General features: G+C 42.8%; 16 protein-coding genes. 4 read left to right on the top strand and 12 right to left on the bottom strand.

Annotated features, from left to right (window positions below):
• The first annotated feature begins 22 nt into the window (after positions 1-22).
• Positions 23-1,075, top strand: coding sequence for an AAA family ATPase (locus BP896_RS07105; RefSeq protein WP_291767074.1), 1,053 nt, complete (start codon positions 23-25; stop codon positions 1,073-1,075).
• Positions 1,076-1,111: 36 nt separating this feature from the next.
• Here the strand turns inward: BP896_RS07105 and BP896_RS07100 are convergent, their stop codons facing one another.
• The 5 genes from BP896_RS07100 to BP896_RS07080 all read right to left on the bottom strand — a co-directional run bounded on the left by BP896_RS07100 (position 1,112) and on the right by BP896_RS07080 (position 6,124).
• Positions 1,112-1,810 carry a class I SAM-dependent methyltransferase gene (locus BP896_RS07100; protein WP_291767072.1) on the bottom strand — a complete coding sequence of 233 codons (699 nt, stop codon included), beginning with the start codon at positions 1,808-1,810 and terminating at the stop codon, positions 1,112-1,114.
• Between the two features lie 117 nt (positions 1,811-1,927).
• Positions 1,928-3,154, bottom strand: a complete 1,227-nt coding sequence (locus tag BP896_RS07095; protein ID WP_291767070.1) for a methionine adenosyltransferase — start codon at positions 3,152-3,154, stop codon at positions 1,928-1,930.
• A 6-nt stretch (positions 3,155-3,160) separates the two neighbouring features.
• Positions 3,161-3,421 (bottom strand): U6 snRNA-associated Sm-like protein LSm6, encoded by a 261-nt coding sequence (locus BP896_RS07090; protein WP_291767066.1) that lies wholly within the window; start codon positions 3,419-3,421, stop codon positions 3,161-3,163.
• A 151-nt stretch (positions 3,422-3,572) separates the two neighbouring features.
• Entirely contained in the window at positions 3,573-5,024 is a 1,452-nt protein-coding gene (locus tag BP896_RS07085) for an NCS2 family permease (RefSeq protein ID WP_291767065.1), read from the bottom strand.
• Positions 5,025-5,143: 119 nt separating this feature from the next.
• Complete coding sequence (locus tag BP896_RS07080; protein WP_291767064.1) at positions 5,144-6,124, bottom strand: NAD-dependent epimerase/dehydratase family protein; 981 nt, start codon at positions 6,122-6,124, stop codon at positions 5,144-5,146.
• Positions 6,125-6,206: 82 nt separating this feature from the next.
• Here BP896_RS07080 and BP896_RS07075 point away from each other — a divergent pair, with 82 nt between their 5' ends.
• Complete coding sequence (locus BP896_RS07075; RefSeq protein WP_291767062.1) at positions 6,207-7,043, top strand: SDR family NAD(P)-dependent oxidoreductase; 837 nt, start codon at positions 6,207-6,209, stop codon at positions 7,041-7,043.
• A gap of 36 nt (positions 7,044-7,079) precedes the next feature.
• Positions 7,080-7,901, top strand: coding sequence for a sugar phosphate isomerase/epimerase family protein (locus tag BP896_RS07070; protein WP_291767060.1), 822 nt, complete (start codon positions 7,080-7,082; stop codon positions 7,899-7,901).
• On the opposite strand, the gene BP896_RS07065 is transcribed toward BP896_RS07070, so the two are convergent.
• The 6 genes from BP896_RS07065 to rpl18a all read right to left on the bottom strand — a co-directional run bounded on the left by BP896_RS07065 (position 7,898) and on the right by rpl18a (position 12,721).
• On the bottom strand, positions 7,898-9,028 hold the full coding sequence (locus BP896_RS07065; RefSeq protein ID WP_291767059.1) for a Gfo/Idh/MocA family protein: 1,131 nt from the start codon (positions 9,026-9,028) through the stop codon (positions 7,898-7,900). The genes BP896_RS07070 and BP896_RS07065 overlap by 4 nt on opposite strands.
• A gap of 9 nt (positions 9,029-9,037) precedes the next feature.
• On the bottom strand, positions 9,038-9,877 hold the full coding sequence (locus BP896_RS07060) for a sugar phosphate isomerase/epimerase family protein (RefSeq protein ID WP_291767058.1): 840 nt from the start codon (positions 9,875-9,877) through the stop codon (positions 9,038-9,040).
• Between the two features lie 5 nt (positions 9,878-9,882).
• Positions 9,883-10,911 (bottom strand): Gfo/Idh/MocA family protein, encoded by a 1,029-nt coding sequence (locus BP896_RS07055; RefSeq protein ID WP_291767057.1) that lies wholly within the window; start codon positions 10,909-10,911, stop codon positions 9,883-9,885.
• 168 nt (positions 10,912-11,079) lie between these two features.
• Positions 11,080-11,988: a signal recognition particle-docking protein FtsY gene (ftsY, locus tag BP896_RS07050; protein WP_291767056.1), complete on the bottom strand. Its 909-nt coding sequence runs from the start codon at positions 11,986-11,988 to the stop codon at positions 11,080-11,082.
• Positions 11,989-11,990: 2 nt separating this feature from the next.
• Positions 11,991-12,464 carry a prefoldin subunit alpha gene (pfdA, locus tag BP896_RS07045; protein ID WP_291767054.1) on the bottom strand — a complete coding sequence of 158 codons (474 nt, stop codon included), beginning with the start codon at positions 12,462-12,464 and terminating at the stop codon, positions 11,991-11,993.
• A 2-nt stretch (positions 12,465-12,466) separates the two neighbouring features.
• On the bottom strand, positions 12,467-12,721 hold the full coding sequence (gene rpl18a, locus BP896_RS07040; RefSeq protein ID WP_291767091.1) for a 50S ribosomal protein L18Ae: 255 nt from the start codon (positions 12,719-12,721) through the stop codon (positions 12,467-12,469).
• Positions 12,722-12,843: 122 nt separating this feature from the next.
• On the opposite strand from rpl18a, the gene BP896_RS07035 reads away from it, so the two are divergent.
• Positions 12,844-14,154 (top strand): heat-shock protein Hsp70, encoded by a 1,311-nt coding sequence (locus BP896_RS07035; protein ID WP_291767053.1) that lies wholly within the window; start codon positions 12,844-12,846, stop codon positions 14,152-14,154.
• 1 nt (position 14,155) lies between these two features.
• Here BP896_RS07035 and BP896_RS07030 read toward each other — a convergent pair.
• Positions 14,156-14,855 (bottom strand): helix-turn-helix domain-containing protein (locus BP896_RS07030; protein WP_291767052.1); only part of this gene is annotated, 700 nt, incomplete at its 5' end.

Genomic DNA, 14,855 nt, shown 5'->3' with positions numbered 1-14,855 from the left:
GTATTCAGTTACTGAATAGGGTATGCTTTTTAGCCTATATCCTAAGGAGTCTAGAGGAGAATTATTCGGTAGGGATGAGGAGCTTGATTACATTAAGAGGCAGGTTCATGCTGGTAATTGGATTATAGTTACTGGGCAGAGGATGATTGGTAAGACAAGTATTGTTAAGGTTGCTTTAAACGAATTGTCCTCAGAGGGGTTTAGAGCCATGTACATTAACCTGCAGGGTGTTAATTCACTTAAAACCCTTCTTCACTTAATGATTAATGAGGCTAATAAGAGTATGTTATTTAAGGATATTGACGCATCAGTGAATTTAACTATAGGGCCCTTGGGTATAACTGTGAAGAGGGGGGCTAGACCCATGACTACATTGCTTGAGTACTTATTATCAATTAAGAGGGATACGGTAATAGCATTAGATGAGGTTCAGGAATTAGCGGCTGCATCACCTCAATTACTTAAAATAATGGGTAATGTCCATTCATCAAACCCAAGGATTCACTTCATATTAACTGGCTCCTATGTTGGTTTAGTAAAGGCCTTACTTGAACCTTCCTCCACATCACCTCTATATGGTAGGCCACCTGTGGAAGTTAAGTTGAGGCCATTTACTCAGGATCAATCTAAGGCATTCTTAATGAGGGGGTTCAGTGAATTAGGCGTTAACTTTAATGAGTATGAGAGAGTTATTAGTGAGCTTGATGGTATTACCGGTTGGTTAACATTGTTTGGTAATCTTCATGGTGTCAGGGGATTATCCATTGATGATGCGTTAAATAGGGTAATTGAGGATGGTGCTAAAATAATGGTAAGTGAGCTTAATAATTTCCTGAAGGGTAGAGTTAATAGGAGGCTATACTTGGCTGTACTTGAGGCGCTTAGGCATGTGGATAGGTGGATTGATATTAAGGCATACGTATCCTACTTAATTAGGCAGGAGGTGGATGATAGGGTTTTAGCTAATGCCTTAACTGCATTAATTAAATATAACCTTATTGAGAAGTATGGGGAAGGTAGGTATAGGCTTATTGACCCCATTCTTAAGGGTATTAGGTTTATGGACCTTGCCTAAATTAAATTATGGTGTAGTTTCAGCTTAACCATATTATTAGGGTTTCCAAGCCTTTACTGCAACGTAATCCCCCTTATCGTAGCCATCAATTGGGTATTCAACACTATTATTGGAGTACCTTGGGTGCTTAGTTAGTGTTTGCATAATCTTAACTATAATGAAGCCTGCATCTTTAATTAAGTTCATTAATTCATCGACCGTATGCCACTTAGCCTGCTTAATATACTCTATTGGGTAAGGGTTTGGAGGCCTAATTCGTGATATGTATGAGTCATTCCAGTTACCCAATAGTTCAGCCAGCTTATAGAGAATACCATAAGCACCCTCGGCTATAACATCAGCCACTATTACATGGCCACCTGGTTTAAGAACCCTATATGCCTCCTTAATTGCCTTAGCATCATCATTAACGTAATCAAGTACACCATTAAGAAGAACAGTATCAAAAACTCCATCACTAAACGGTAATTCCTCAGCCCTCCCAATCTTAACATTTAATCCCCTACTCTCAGCTACCTTAGCCATATCATCAGATGGCTCAACGCAGTCCTGGATAATTAATCCATATCTAGTCCTTAAAATATACTCAAATAAACCTGAACCACAGCCAACGCTAAGTACCCTACCTGGATTAGGCTCAAGCATGTACTTAATTAGTAGAACTTCAGATTCAAGTACATTCACGTTATTTAGGAACCATGAATCATATTTACTCGCCTGAAATGCTGTATTCATTGTTATTCACCGATTATTAATATAAGATAACTCATTTATAAAGATTCCTCACCAAGTTTTTCAACCTGAATCCTTCTGAAAAAATTACTGTATCTTGTATTTAAATATTGGCTTATCTTAAAATGGCGTTATTTCACCCTTAACGAACATGCTTGTTAACCTAGTTACTCTACTAATTTCCTCATCAGTTATAGCTTCTGCTTCCCTCTTCATCTCATTAGTTACCTCACCCTCATTAGTAATTATCTCAACATTAGCTATCAGTGGGTTATCAATGGGCTTACCTATTTGGCTTAGTAAGTAAACGTAAGCCTCCTTAACACCCTTAACCTCATCATGAATGCGCTTGGCTATTATGTTGGCTAATACATAGTATATTTTACCTATGTGTGAGACAGGGTTCTTACCTGCGGTAGCCTCCATGGACATTGGCCTCATTGGCGTTATTAACCCATTAGCCCTATTACCCCTACCAGTCATTCCATCATCCCCATGTTCAGCTGAGGTTCCAGTGTACGTGAGGTAGTATATTCCGTGTTCAGGATTATCGGCTGTATTTAAATGAACCTCCACCTCATATCCGCTAGCCAGCTTAACGGCATTATCGTAGATGGCGTTCACAACATCCTCCTTAACGCTTATGTAATGGTCCTTATCCTTAATGAGCCTTGAAACCAAGGCTGAAGCAACAGTGAGTGTTATTTTATTACCCCGCCTAAGGCCCATTACCTTAACATCCTCACCAACCTCAGGGTACTTTGACTTAAACTCCCTTGAGTTGAGTAACCTCTCAGTTTCGTAAACAAGCCTCTCAGTTACTGTTAATGGTGCAAAACCAACCCCTATGGATGTATCATTCGCAAGTGGTACGCCGCCACTTGATACTCCAAGTTCATAAACACCAACCAAGTCAACTGATCCCTGCCCAACTTTATAGTCTATTACAAGGTGTTGATCAGGGTTAAGGAACCTGAAGTTATCTATAATGAATTTTCTCGCTGCTGATAAAATAATACTACCTATAGGTACCTTAACCACCCCAGTGCTTGACTTAACTTCAGTGGTTGCTCTACCCGATACTATTACCCTAATTGGTTCTATTATCTCTCCTCCACCGAATTTAACTTGAGCATTACCTCCAATTATTAGAACCTTATCAACATTATGGTGAAGTATTGTGCCGAAGTTCTCCATGTAGTATTTTGATAATTCCCTACTGACGTATTCTGATATTGAATCAGCAATATAGTCAGGGTGCCCTAACCCCTTCCTCTCAACTAACTCAACTGGTAGGTCTTCAGTTGAGGGCCTCCTTACCCCTGAGACTACTATATTCCTGGCCATGGTGGATCACTCTAATTCATTTCTTACAGATACGTAAAGCACTTGATTTCCCCTTATTAGTACCTTACCATACCTAACGATCACTTGATTGGTCCTTGTATCTAATTCCTCAGCTTCATCAAGCACTATGTTCATGCATTGGTCTATGAACCTTAAAGTACCGCTAAGGACCCTACCTGCCTTAAGCTTAACAACTACGTTCTTATTAATCATCATGCCTAAGGCCCTTAAAGGCTGTATGCCATTAACCTCTGTTTTTTCCTGCATTCAGACAATTTCATTAGTACTATATAAAAATATTGCGCCTACACTTAACTCATCCCAACTCAGCTGCATTATGGGTAACTTTAAATATAGTGAGATTACCAGTAGCTGCCTCAAGCCCTGAGGATGAGACTTATGGTTTGATACATGAGGTTTAAACACCCATGATGGCTACTAGTGTGAAGTATACTATAAATAATGCAGCCACAAGACTCATCCCCCATGTGACTTCCTTATACCTACCTACCAGTATCTTTAATGCTACGTAGGTTAAGACCGCTAAACCAATACCTGTGGTTATACTGTAGGTGAAGGGTATTGATATTATGGCTAAGAAGGCTGGTATAAGTTCACTTAAGTCATCACTTAACTTAAGTTCAGAGGCCATTGAGAGGAATAGTAAGCCAACCATTATTAATACTCCCGCAGTTGCGAATGAGGGGATTGATGCCATGAGTGGTGCGAATGGTATTGAGACCAGGAACATTAGGGCTATGGTAAGTGCAGTTAACCCAGTTCTACCGCCAGATTCTATGCCTGTTGAGCTTTCAATGTAAACCACTGTGGTTGATGTGCCTATGAATGGTGCGATTATTGACGCCAGTGAATCGCTTATTAACGCTCTATTAACATTAATAATCCTCCCATCCTTAACTAAATTAGCCTTAATGGAAAGCCCAGTTATTGTACCTATGCCATCGAAGAAGTCAACTATGAATAATGAGAAGGCTATTGGGAATCCTAAGCCGAATAAAGTGAAGTATAGGTAAAATGAATTGGGAATACTATTAACTATCGAAGTCATTAGGGGCATCCTAGTTATTAAAAACACCTCAGGCCTAACGTAGCCTAAAGCAGCACCCACTATCGATATGACCATTATTGAAATTAGGAAACTCCCAGTAATCCTTAATAAGTATAGGGCGGCGGCTATTATGAAGCCTGCTAAGGCTAGGTATAGTGGTAATTGTGAAAAAGCCTTAGTATTTAATTGAACTGGTGTTGCACCAGGTATTCCTGCAGTCACTATTCCAGCTGATGAGAAGCCTATGAAGGCTATGAATAAGCCAATCCCTATAGCTATACCTAACCTAAGTTTTTCAGGAATGGAATTTATTATAGCTTCCCTAAGCTTACCAATGGAGAACACTAGGAATAGTATTCCATTAAATAGGACTGATATTAATGCTAAGTATACTCCAAAAAGCGCAGCATTAACGCCGGTTAAATGACCCTTATTAATTAGAATCTCAGTGAATAGTGGTATTACCGAGAATGCTATAAACGAGTTTTCACCCATACCTGGGGCTAAACCAAAGGGCATATTGGCGTAGAGCCCCATGATGAGTGTTGCTACAGCCGCCGCCAATGCTGTGGCCACAGTGAAGCTCAACTTAACATTAAGTATTAAACCTGCGTAAGCTGCCTCAACAGCCGGTAATGAAGTATGTGTTGCAGCACTTAGTGCAATCTCGAAGCCCGTGGTTAATATTGATGGATTAACAATAAGTATGTAGGCCATTGATAGGAATGTCGTTAACCCAGCCAAGGCTTCCCTCCTAACATTACTCCCCCTCTCACTAATACTGAAGAACCTTAAACTCACAATGGTGCATTATGGTATGTATTTTAAATTTTCCCTTAGCATTAATGATTAAAATCCTTAAGTACCTTAAGTTCCTTGCATCAGTGCTATAGTGTTAATAGTAATACCATATGTTAAGTTCACTTAGCCCTCGCCCTCTCGTACTCTATCATGTCCTTTAACCCTCCCCTTAAACCATACTTCTCACTGAAGCCTAATTCATCATATAGCCTACTACAGTCCACATCTAGGCCTGCTGGGCCGGGTACCCTTGATGATGTTTCAGTGGGTTTACTTAATGGTTCATAGTCAATCTTAGCATTCGGTATTAGTTCCCTAATGGTATTAATAACGTCAATTACCGTGAATGGCTTCATTGAGCCGGTATTATAGACTGGCCTCCTAACCTTAGCCTTATCCACTAGGGCTAGGTGAATGAAGGCCCTGGCGGCATCCCTAACATAAAGCCACCTATACTTAGCCCCACTGTAGGCGAAGTCTGGGGGTACTTTACCATAACCCTTAATTATCACATCCCTTAGGAAGCTATTAAATTGCCCAGTGTAACCACCATATCTACCTGGACCCCATGCAGTCGTTAACCTACCCCCAATTACACTCAAGCCATAGGCTTCACTGTAGTATGATCCGAATAATTCATCAGCCAACTTAGTAACGTGGTATGGGTCTGGGGGAGTGTGGGGGTAGTCATCCTCATTAACAATGCCCTTACCGTAAACTGATGGTGAACCATACACTGACTCTGAGCTGGCGTAAACGACGCGTTCAAGGTCCATTAACCTAGCAGCCTCGAAAACATTTAGGGTGCCAATTATGTTAACCTTCGCAGCCTTAAGGGGCCTATTCCTTGATTCAAGTAGTATCATTGCAGCTAAGTGAATAATCCTACTAATATTAAACCTTTTAATAACGCTGATTAATTCATCGAAGTCAATTAAATCAATGTTAATTAATTCAAGGTTAGGCCCCCTTAATTTCATCAATTCATCACTAAACCTAACGTCAAGAGCTATAACCCTATAACCCATGTTAATTAACTCCTCAACAGTGAAGCCACCAACTTGACCACTGGCGCCGGTAACCAGTATTGTTTCAGGCATGCGTGAGTCCGCTTAATTAAGTTATTAAGCTTTAAACATTATGGTGCCTAAACTTAATAAGGGAAGTGTATTGAGTGTTAGTATGACTGGTGAAGTTAACTTCAACTTTAAGGGCTGGTGCATCTTCATATCAGGTTCCACTGAGGGTATTGGTTTAGCTATTGCTGAGGAGTTTGGTGAGGCTGGTGCTAGGGTTATTGTGAATGGTGTGAGGAGGGAGGTGGCTGATAATGCCTTAAATTACCTTAAGGGTAAGGGTATTGAACCCATTCTATTCCTTGGTGACGTGGCGGATAGGGGTAATGTAGCTAAGTTGAGGAATTTAATTGAGGAGAAGTGTGGTAGGCTTGATGTACTGGTTAATAATGCATCAATTGAGGTTGATAAGCCATTTGAGGATTATGATTATGAGACTTGGAGGAGACTTATTGAGGTTAACTTGAATGCATACTACATGTTGGCTAAGGAACTACTGCCATTAATACTTAAGGGTGAGGGGAAGGTAATTATTAACATTTCATCAGTGCAGGGGGTTGAATGTGAACCAACAACCGGAGCCTACAGTGTCACTAAGGCTGCTGAAATAGGCTTAACAAGGGTCATGGCCCTTGACCTAGCTAAATACGGCATCAGGGTTATTGCAGTGGCCCCAGGAGCCATTGATACGCCGCTTAATAGGGTTAAGTCAAGTAGCCTAGACCCAGGCGGGAGCTGGGAGCATGCCTATAGTGTAATCTCCGAGGCAATACCAATGGGTAGGTTCGGTAAGCCTGAAGAGGTTGCTAAAGTGGTGTTATTCTTATCATCTAAGGCTGCCAGCTACATGACTGGTACAGCAGTATTCATTGATGGTGGCTTAACAGCCATCTCACCAACAGGAGTGAAGATAAGGGATTTAATTAAACCTAAGACCCAGTGATATAAGTTTTATTAAAGGCTGGGGCAGTTACTTAGCATGCATTTGGGTATTCAGGTTGGGGCTAGTTTGGTTAGGGGTGGGTTAATGAGCCTTGGTGAGGCTCTTGCCGTGCTTTACCTAAGCCCATTTGAGGGTGTTGAGGTTAATCAAGCCCACTTAATGGCCTTCGGTAGTGTTGAGGAGTTTGGGCGTAGGTTGAGTAGGCTTAACCTTAAGCTTGCAGGCGCCTACTGGTCGGCTAAGTTCCACCTTAGGGAGGAGCATGAATTCATAGTGAGGGAGTTTGAGGCCATTAGGGATAGGCTTAGTAGGCTTAATGCAGGCAATATTATTATTGGGCCGCCGCCTAGGTTTAGGCTTTTTGATGATAATAAGGGGAAGTATATTGAGGCTATGGCTGAGGTGATTAATAGGATTATTGATGAGGCTGGGGATGTTAAATTAGGCGTACATAATCACTGGGGTACGATTATTCAGAATGAGGATGAGATTAACCTACTCATGAAGCTAACCACACCTAAACTCCAATTATTCCCAGACATAGGCCACTTATCTGCAGCCGGCATTAATGTCTATGAATTCTTAAGTAAGTGGGTTAGTAGGATTAGTTATATTCACCTTAAAGATGATTCAAACCCCCTTAAGCCAGCTGGGAATTGGAGTGAAGTCGCCGGTAGGTTTAAGGTTCCAGGTAGGGGGAGGTTGGATATTGGGAGGATTTTAAGCATACTTAAGGATAATGGCTTCAATGGTTGGGTTACTGTGGAGTATGAGGATCCTGAATCAGACCCATTAATTGACTTGAAATTCTTCACCAAGTACTATAATGAGTATTTAAGGGGGTTCTTCGGGGATTAGGGGACTGTAACCCAATTCCCCTCCTCAGAGGATTTGGCAATGGCCTCAATAATACTCATAACCCTCCAACCATCCTTAAAATCAGCAGCCTCAGGTACTATGCTCCTACCCTCATTAAGCCTAGTTAGGAAGTGGTATATTTCATGAGTGAACGTGTGCTCCCAACCCAATACATGCCCAGGCGGCCACCAGAATTTAATAAATGGGTGGCTCCCCTGAGTCACTAGGATGCTCCTAAAGCCGCTTAACTCACCATCACTGGTGAAGTAGACTTCAAGCTCATTAATCCTCTCTAGGTTAAACCTAATTGAGCCCTCACTACCATTAACCTCAATTATTAGTGAATTAAAGTGGCCGGTGGCCAGTTTAGAGGCTTCAATGACTCCAACAGCACCATTACTGAACTTAACCATTGCAGTGAACCCCTCATCAACATTAACCTCCTCACTAACACCACTGGCTGGATTCAACCTAAGCCTATTAAACGTGTATAATACCCCATTAACCTCATTAACCTCACCAATAAGGTACCTTGCTAAGTCAATCACGTGGCTGCCTAAGTCAGCTAATGTACCGAAGCCAGCGTACTCACGCCTAAGCCTCCAAGTCATTGGGGTGCTTGGGTTAGCTAGGCTTTGTTGGAGGTAGAATGCCCTAAAATGATATATCCTACCCAACCTCCCACTACTAATTAATTGCCTAGCTAGAATAATGGCTGGTACAAACCTATAATTGAAGGCAATCATGTTGATTACATTAGCCCTCTCAGCAGCCTTATACATCTCATAAGCCTCCCCTGCACTTAAGGCTGGGGGCTTCTCAACAATAACATGCTTACCAGCCTCAATGGCCTCAATGGTAGGCTCCTTATGCATGTAATTTGGCGCAACATTATCAATAACCTCAATGCCAGGGTCCTTAATCATGAGCCTATAATCAGTGTAATACTTCTCAAACCCAAACCTACCTGCAAACTCCCTAACAGCATCCTCCCTCCTACCAGCCACAGCCTTAAGCACTGGGGTTATTGGGCTATCAGTGAATAATGTAATATTCCTCCATGCTAGGCTATGAGCCCTACCCATGAATCCATGCCCAATTAAACCAACACCAATAACCCTACCCATGGAAACCACCTAAAGCCTTAAGAGGAGCCTCATCCTCTCAGCCAACTGCTTAAAGTAAAGCTCATAGGCTGCATTAAATGGGTGAAGTTCAGCCGTTAAGTAGCCATTATAGCCAACATCCCTTAAAGCCCCCATGACTGCAGGCCAATTAACATCACCGTTAAATAAGTCAACAATACCCCTTAACCCAAGGCTGTAATCCTTAATGTGAACCCTCTTAACCCTACCACCCAGTACCCTAACCCAATGCTGTGGGTAGCCAAGCCTACAATCCATTACATTACCAACATCCAAGTAAGCCCCAACCATTGGTGAGGCTAACTCATCAATGAACCTAGCGAACTCGAGGGGGCTTTGAAGGAAGTTATTGCAGACATTCTCAATGGCTAGGCTAACGCCTAAATCCTCAGCATCCTTAATTAAGCCCCTTAAGGCCCCTTGAGCCAACTCATAGGCTTTATCGTATGGTGTATCCTCATTAACGACACCTGGAACTATTAGTAAGGCTGATGCACCCAGGCGGTGGCATGCCTCAAGTTCCCTCCTAACTAAGTCAATTGCCTTACCCCTAACTGCTGAATCAAGTGAAGTTAATGGGTACCTCCAAAGCAGCCCACTCCTAACTGAATGAACCTCAAGCCCAACACCACTACTAGCCTTACGGAGTGCCTCAACATCATCATTAATGTGCTCAATCCTCAAGTAACCCCTATCTGAGACATTGGGTAATGCCTCATTAGCCTCGGAGAAGGTGAATTCAACACCATCAAAGCCAGCATCCTTAATTAACTTAAGCTCATCAACTATTGAGGAGCCCCTCCTATGCCATAGGTCAGTGGCAATACGCACTCAACTCACCTCAATGCGTAATCATTAACGTTAATAACCCTACCAGTTAATGCTGATTCATTGGCCGCTAATGCAACTACATTACTCCAATACGCATCCTCATACACTGTGGGTACAATCCCCTTATCCCTAGTTAATACCGCTTGAATAAAGGCCTTAAACATGTTAACCGTTGAGTCTATTGATGACTTAAAGGTAATAGCCTCCCCACCCCTCCTATACACCTTAGCCTCATTAAAGCCAGTGAACCTAATTAACTCCTCCCTACACACCACATCAAAGCCAACTAACGGTAACTCCCTCCCAAGCTCAGGGTATAGTGCATAGGTGCTGTGTATTGACCCAACTGCACCACTCTTAAACACCATTGTTAGGCTGTAGCTTGCCCAATTCTCAAAACCCAACCCCCTATCCTCCTCAGTATCCCTACCAGCCTCAGTGTAGGATGCGTAGACTGATTGAACATCACCCATGAGGTACCTGGCCAAGTCAATCATGTGTATAACCTGCTCAACAACCTGCCCACCAGTCTCACTCCTACGCCTAAACCAAGGTATTGGTGGTATTGTCCAGTACCAGTAGCCTGCGAACATTGATTTACGGCAATCATTAATAATACCCCTAACCCCATTAACAGCCTCAGAGTACCTATTCTGGAAGCCAACAACCACAATACGGTCACTCACCTTAACCCTCTTAAGTAATTCATTAGCCTCATTAATGCTTAAGGTTACAGGCTTCTCAACAAGCACATCTAACCCATGATCAAGGGCCATCATAATGTGGTTAACGTGGAGCCTAATTGGCGTTGAGACAACAACAGCATTAAGCTCCTCCCTATTAAGCATCTCATCAACATCAGTATAAACCCTAACATTAAACTTACCGGCGGCCTCCCTTAAGGCGGCTTCACTAACATCAGCGGCAGCAATAAGCTCAGCCCCAGCCCCCTTAGCAGCAGCCATAAGCTCCCTACCACGCCTACCAGCACCCACAAAACCAAGCCTAACCTCATTCCCAGAAGTAGAGTTCATACTATTACGTATACGATGAGTTTTTAAATTTACCGTAAACTACATAATGTGCGTTGATTTGTGATGTTTAAGTAATTAAATATAAAGCCCTATAATTATATTAATGGGCATTTATATTATTCGAATAATTATTAATGATTTCCCACAGCGATGTAATTAAATAAACCATTACTCCAGTAGTTTATTTATGAAGTCCAGTTTATTGAATTTAGCTAAGTCATTGTAGCCCTGCCCTGTACCTAGGAAGATTATTGGCTTCTTAAGTTCATAAAGCAGGGTTAGTATTACACCACCCTTAACGTAGGCGTCAACCTTAGTAACCACTACGAAGTCAATGGGTATGTACTTACTGTACGTCCTAGCAACATCAACCGCATCATTACCCATTAATGCGTCAACTATGAATATTGAGGCGTCTGGTGATGAAACCCTGTAAACCTTCCTAAGCTCCTCCATTAGGTTCCTATCAGTGTGCATTCTGCCAGCTGTATCAATCATTACGACGCTAATACCCCTAGCCTTAGCATGCTCTATTGCATCATATGCTACTGAGGCTGGGTCGGAGCCATATGGGTGCTTTATGACCCTTACCCCAAGCTTAGCTGCATGCCCCTCCAACTGCTCAACTGCACCAGCCCTATAGGTGTCTGCGGCAGCCCAGACTACACTCATGCCCCTCTTAAGAAGCATATTAGTTAACTTAGCTATTGTAGTTGTTTTACCGTAGCCATTTGGCCCTAGGAAGAGGAGTATTATTGGCCTCTTCTTAACGCCTTTAATGAATTCATCGAAGTCTACGTCGGGAATGTTTGATAGTAGGTTCATTAATGCATCCCTTACTAATACCTTAATGTAATCATCATTACTAAACCTAGGCACCTTAACGCCTATTAACTTAGCCTTAAGTTCATTGATTAATGCCTCAGCAGTGTCGAAGGCTACATCATACTCTATTAGCCTCTCCTCAAATTCCCCCAGGAGCTTATTAACATCATCCTCAGTTAATTCCCTTTGAGTTACTGCATCACCAATAGCCTTCACTAGGCTTGAGAACGCTGACTTAAGCCTATTAAACATGGTTACGGACCCGCCTTAGGCCCTACCGCGCCACCCTGTGAACGGGCTAGGGATGAGTATATGACTGTTAATAAATCCCTCACCTCACTACTACTCCTAATTGCCTGAGCCAACTCCTGCTCAAGCTTCCCCTTGGCGGCATTAAGTTCATTCAACCTACCGTTTATTAACTCAATGGCCTGGGGTATGGGCATTTCAGCCACGTAACCCTCCCCAATATCCACAAGAGCCTTAGCAGTATCCTTAGCCTCAGCCTTAACATAAATCCCACCACCTATTGTGACGTATGAGTCACTAACAACCCCCTTACTCAACTGCTCAAGGACGGCCTTAGCGTTATTCAATTCATTAATAGTCATGTTAAGTACAGTTAAGTTCTGGGACAGCGTGTTAACTAGGTTAACTAACTCATTATACCGCTCAGCCAGCTCCTCTAACTGATCCTGCGTTATAACTAGCCTCCTACCCTCACTCATATTCACCACGTCACCAGTTTATCAAGGCTTAGGAGCTGCTTAATGTAACGGTCCTTAACCTCACTGGGGTTAACCTCAGTAATTGACTCCACCTTAATTAAATTCCTGGGAACCTTATGGCCTCCACCAATCCTAGTGTAAACCTTCTCCCTGGCATCACCTTCATTAATGGCAGTGACCTCAATCCTGAACTTCCTCCACACGTTACTCCTATCCTTAAACCACCCTGAAACACTATACACCTTAACCAAGCCCATCACTGATCAGCCGAGCGCAGGAGCCTTTTATAAATTATAGCACTAGGCTCCAAGCCTCCTACCCTCATGCATGAGCCGGTAGTGAGCATAATTGTTTTTAAGGAGTATGCGTAGTCGCAGTTGTGGAGGATGTTAAATATAAGGCGAGGTTTGTCTACGCTGAGGACTACGGTACAGGCTACTTTAAGTATGGCCCAATAACCCTGGGTGAGGTACCGAGGGTTATGCCCAGTAGGGGTCTATTGCTTAGGGACCTGCCTGAAAGCATGAAGCTCCTTATTCCTAGGGATGTTTTAAGTAGGGGTGTTGTGGTTGGTGATGAAGTATCAAAGTACCTTAGTTCACTTAGGGATGCAATAAGGAATCTCAAGTACCCCCTGCATGATGGAATAGTGAGGAGGGAGGATGAGGATGCTTGGAGGGTTGTGAGGGAGATGACTAGGTTCACTATTGCTCAATTCCACGGTGAGGCCGTTAGGCAGAGTGACTATAGGGGCTTCCTAGTGGTGGCTGCGTTATCGGCATTGGCCCCGGACTACATGAAGGAGAGGTTCGTTGAACTGCATGATGACGTTAATAGGGAGTTGGGTGGTAATGCGGTTAGGGCTGTGACCGTCATTGACCAACCCTTCGCAGTGGCCATAGCTGAGAAGGCCGTTACATGCATAGTTATTGAGGCTGGGCACGGTAATACCCAGGTTGTTCCAATAAGCTATGGGCCAATTAGGGATGGTATAGTGGCCTTGAATAGGGGTGGGGCTGAGGCTAATGCAATAACCAGGGAAGTGCTTAAGGACGCTGGCTACGGTGACTTGGCTAAGGATGATTATGTTGTTGAGGTTGTTAAGAGGGAGGCTGGCTTAATCCCAAGGGACCTTGATGAAGCCATTAATAAGGCTAAAAAGGAGCCGGGTAAGTATGCGGTATCAGTTAAGGTTAATCCACTGGTTACCATTGAGCTTAAGGAGTACTCCTGGATGAGGTTCCTAATAGGGGAAATACTCTTTAACCCAAACCATGAAATATTCAGGAGCTATACCCAGCAGGGTAGGTTAACGATAGAGGACGTGACTGTTGGGGACATGGTATTCCACGGTGAAATGAGCATATCAGACGCAGTAATAAGTAGTGTTAGGAGGACGCCAGTGGAGATTCAGGATAAGGTACTTGAAAACATAATATTAAGCGGCGGCTCCTTCAACTGGAAGGCACCACAGGAGGGCCTTAGGGATGTTGCAGTAACAAGCCCTGAGAAGGTTAAAATAATGATGAGTAAATTATCCCCAGAATTAGCGGAGAGGGTTAATGTTAGGCTGGTCAATGACCCACAGTTTAGCGTATGGAAGGGTTCAATAGTTTACGGTTATGCCCTACCACTTAACGTTAAGTGGAATGAGAGGACTAAGGAGGGCTGGTACTTCCTAAACCAATGACTCAATACTCACCATCATTCACCCTACTTAAGTATAATCTAAGAACCTTCCTAATCGCTGACCTAAGGTGATGGCTAACCGTTGATTTAGATAGCCCAAACTCCCTAGCTAAATCACCCAACTCAATACCCCTAGTGCCATTGAAGAAGCCTGCCTCATAGGCCCTCTTAAGAACGTGGAACTCCCTATGCGTTAACATTGTGCTTAAGGCTAAACCATTACTAAACGACTCATGCTTAACCTTTATTGGTGTGCATTCAATTAAATCAACATCACCACGGCTCTTAAGAGCCCCACAGGCAGACTCAGCAGTGGACTTATCAGTGAAGTATGCTGTGAATTCCTTAACGCCATTATGAACACGCGACTGAACAGTTAAGCAGCCGGCATTAATTAACTCATACTTTAAAACACCATTATATTCACTTAGGAAGGCAACCTCATAGTACCTCCGTGAAACATTATTAACATAAAGCACACTGAAAACGTTACCAAGCCCACTCCTCAATGCATTGATAAAATCCTTAATTAATGAGGAATCCAAGCCATGAACAGCAACAACCTCGAGGGTAAGTTCACTAGGCTTAACAACATAAGACGATAAACCAACCACACTCAAATTAGGGTAATTACGCGTCACCACACTCCAATCACCATGATGAGTAAGGCGTACATGAAGCCTATAAGGCATAGTGAATTCT

The sequence above is a fragment of the Caldivirga sp. UBA161 genome (assembly GCF_002506515.1).
Taxonomy (GTDB): domain Archaea; phylum Thermoproteota; class Thermoprotei; order Thermoproteales; family Thermocladiaceae; genus Caldivirga.
This window is presented reverse-complemented; position numbering and strand designations above follow the sequence as displayed.